The organism is Mesorhizobium sp. M2C.T.Ca.TU.002.02.1.1 (genome assembly GCF_003997225.1).
Window position 1 is genome coordinate 1 of the sequence record NZ_RZTO01000852.1, and the last position, 2,556, is coordinate 2,556.

Sequence of the window (2,556 nt, forward strand, 5' to 3'; positions counted from 1 at the left end):
GCGATCAAGCGCAACGAAGGAAAAGGACGAAAGTCATGACGGTACATAAGGGCGGGTGTTTTTGCGGCGCCGTGGAAATCGAAGTCCATGGAACCGCCGAGGCGATGGGCTACTGCCATTGCAGTTCCTGCCGTTCGTGGTCGGCGTCTCCGGTGAACGCCTTCACGCTGTGGAAGCCCGGGAACGTCAAGGTCACCAAGGGCGCGGAGTTTCTGTCCGGCTTCGAGAAGTCCGCGATGAGCAACCGCCAGTTCTGCACCAAGTGCGGCGGCCATCTGATGACGGATCACCCGCCGCTCGGGCTGGTCGACGTCTATGCGGCCACCATACCGACGGTCGAATTCACGCCGGCGGTCCACGTCAACTACGCCGAGACGGTGCTGCCGATGAAGGACGGGCTGCCGAAGCTTAAGGATTTTCCCGCCGAGCTCGGCGGCTCCGGCATCGCCGTCCCGGAATAGGTCGGACGATGGCCGACGATTTCAGAAAACCGCAATTCACGACAGGAGAATTTGAATGGACATCGCGACGTTTCGCGCCACGCAGGAACCGATCAAGGATCTTTATCGCAAGGACGCGCGGGCCGCGCTTCTTACCCTGAAGGCCAAGGGCAGTGCCGACGAGTCCCAAGTGACCTGCAAGGTCGAGACCGGACGCGGACTTGCGCTTGCCGGCATCCATCCGAAGGCCGGCGGCAGCGGACAGGAGCTTTGTTCCGGCGACATGCTGCTGGAGGCGCTGATCGCGTGCGCCGGCGTCTCGATGCGGGCCGCGGCTGCCGTGCTCGAGATCCCGATCAAATCGGCGGAAATCTCCGCTGAAGGCGACGTCGACCTGCGCGGCACGCTCGGCGTCACCGAGGGCGTGCCGGTCGGCTTCAAGGAAATCCGCCTTCGCTTCGACATCGAGTCGGATGTCGAGCAGAGCCGGCTGACCCAGCTCATGGAGCTCACCGATCGCTACTGCGTGATCTTCCAGACCATACAGCGCAGCCCGAAGACCTTGGTGAAGCTCAACAGAGTGGTCTCATAAGACTTTGTCCGGAACCGAGATCCTGGCGGGCAGGTTCCGGGCTCGGCCTGAGCGCGGCTTTCCGCGCCAGGCCCTATCCCTTCACATAGCCCATCGCCTCGACGATTTTGCCATCCGCGACACGCATCAGATTGACCCCGCGCAGCGACCTGCCGTCGGACATCCAGAAGCGCCAGCGGATCGTGGCGCGGTCGCCGGCGACGAATGTTTCTTCGAGATCGAAGCGTGTTCCGGGTCCGGTGGCGATCGCCGACCACAATTCGACGCAAGCCGCCTTGCCGATGCGGCGAGCGCCGTCCGGCGCCGGCGTGGTGTTCTCGATCACGCAGTCCTGCGCCACCAATTCGTCCAGTGCCGCCGGATCGTGACGCAGGAAGACGTCATTGTAGCGCCGCATGATTTCCGCCGTCTCGGTGGAGCGCTTGGCCGTGGCGATGTCGATGATCAATTCCTGGGGCATTGGTGTTCTCCTTGCGTTTCATTGAGCTATAAGGCTCGCCTTGAGCGTGATGGCTGCGACGCCGGCCAATGCCCGAGAGACGAGGCAGGCCGCCTTGGCCTTTTGCGCCAGCCGCTCGAAATCCTCGGCTGAGATGCCGGTGGCGCTGGCCTCCGTTTCGAGCTCGATGCGGGTGATCGTCGGCCCGGCCGTGGTCGCACCGAGATGCACCTTGGCGATCGTGTGGATGCTCTCGGCCGTATGGCCCTCGCCGCCGAGAATGGCGGTGAGCGCCATCGAGAAGCAACCGGCATGCGCGGCCGCGATCAGTTCTTCCGGGTTGGTGCCCGGGCCGTTTTCAAAACGGGATGGGAAGGAATAGGCGCCTTCGAACACGCCGCTGCCCAGCCGCAACCGGCCGGATCCCTCCTTGAGCGTGCCCTGCCATTCGGCCGAGGCTTCGCGGATTGTCATGGCTGATCTCCTTTCTGTTTGCGGGAAAGTGTGATGGTCACGCGCAGTCGATGACGACCTTGCCGAAGACGTCGCCCTGCTGGAAATGGCGGTAGGCCTCGCGCGCCTCGGCGAATGGAAAGACGTTGTCGATGACCGGTTTCAGCCGGTGCGTGGCGACGGCGGCGAGCATTGCCTCCAGCCCGTTGCGGCTGCCGACGAACAGGCGGCCGATGGTGACCAGGCTGCGCTGATAGACGGCGCCCGGAATCTCGACCGACTTGCCGTTCTGGTCCTGCACGGTGAGCAGCACGATGCGCCCGTAGAGCGCGCTGGCGATCAGCGATTGCGCAAAGGTCGCCGGGCCGCCGGTTTCGACGACCAGGACGATGCCGCCGGTCGCTTCGCGCAGCTTCATACCCCATTCCGGCGTTGCGGCTGCGGCGACGACGAGGTCTGCGCCGAGCGCCCGCAACCTGTCGGCTTTCTCGGCGCGGGAGGTGACGGCGGCGACGCGGCAGCCCATGAGCTTCGCGAACTGCAGCGCAAACAGCGCAACGCCGCCTGAGCCGATCACCAGAACCCATTGTCCAGGCTTCGGAATTTCGGAACCCGTCAGCGCGCTCCAGGCG

5 protein-coding genes are annotated in these 2,556 nt (G+C 64.4%); 2 read left to right on the top strand and 3 right to left on the bottom strand.

Annotated elements, in window-relative coordinates; genetic code table 11:
• Positions 1–35 precede the first annotated feature (35 nt).
• Both EOD07_RS30405 and EOD07_RS30410 read left to right on the top strand, forming a co-directional pair.
• On the top strand, positions 36–461 hold the full coding sequence (locus EOD07_RS30405; RefSeq protein WP_127237943.1) for a GFA family protein: 426 nt from the start codon (positions 36–38) through the stop codon (positions 459–461).
• A 55-nt stretch (positions 462–516) separates the two neighbouring features.
• Positions 517–1,032 (top strand): OsmC family protein, encoded by a 516-nt coding sequence (locus EOD07_RS30410; RefSeq protein WP_127237944.1) that lies wholly within the window; start codon positions 517–519, stop codon positions 1,030–1,032.
• 73 nt (positions 1,033–1,105) lie between these two features.
• Here the strand turns inward: EOD07_RS30410 and EOD07_RS30415 are convergent, their stop codons facing one another.
• From EOD07_RS30415 to EOD07_RS30425, 3 genes are all read right to left on the bottom strand, one after another.
• Positions 1,106–1,492 carry a nuclear transport factor 2 family protein gene (locus tag EOD07_RS30415; RefSeq protein ID WP_127237945.1) on the bottom strand — a complete coding sequence of 129 codons (387 nt, stop codon included), beginning with the start codon at positions 1,490–1,492 and terminating at the stop codon, positions 1,106–1,108.
• Between the two features lie 18 nt (positions 1,493–1,510).
• Positions 1,511–1,945, bottom strand: coding sequence for an OsmC family protein (locus tag EOD07_RS30420; protein WP_127237946.1), 435 nt, complete (start codon positions 1,943–1,945; stop codon positions 1,511–1,513).
• Between the two features lie 37 nt (positions 1,946–1,982).
• The coding region (locus tag EOD07_RS30425; protein ID WP_164772689.1) for a zinc-binding dehydrogenase at positions 1,983–2,556 on the bottom strand (574 nt) is incomplete at its 5' end.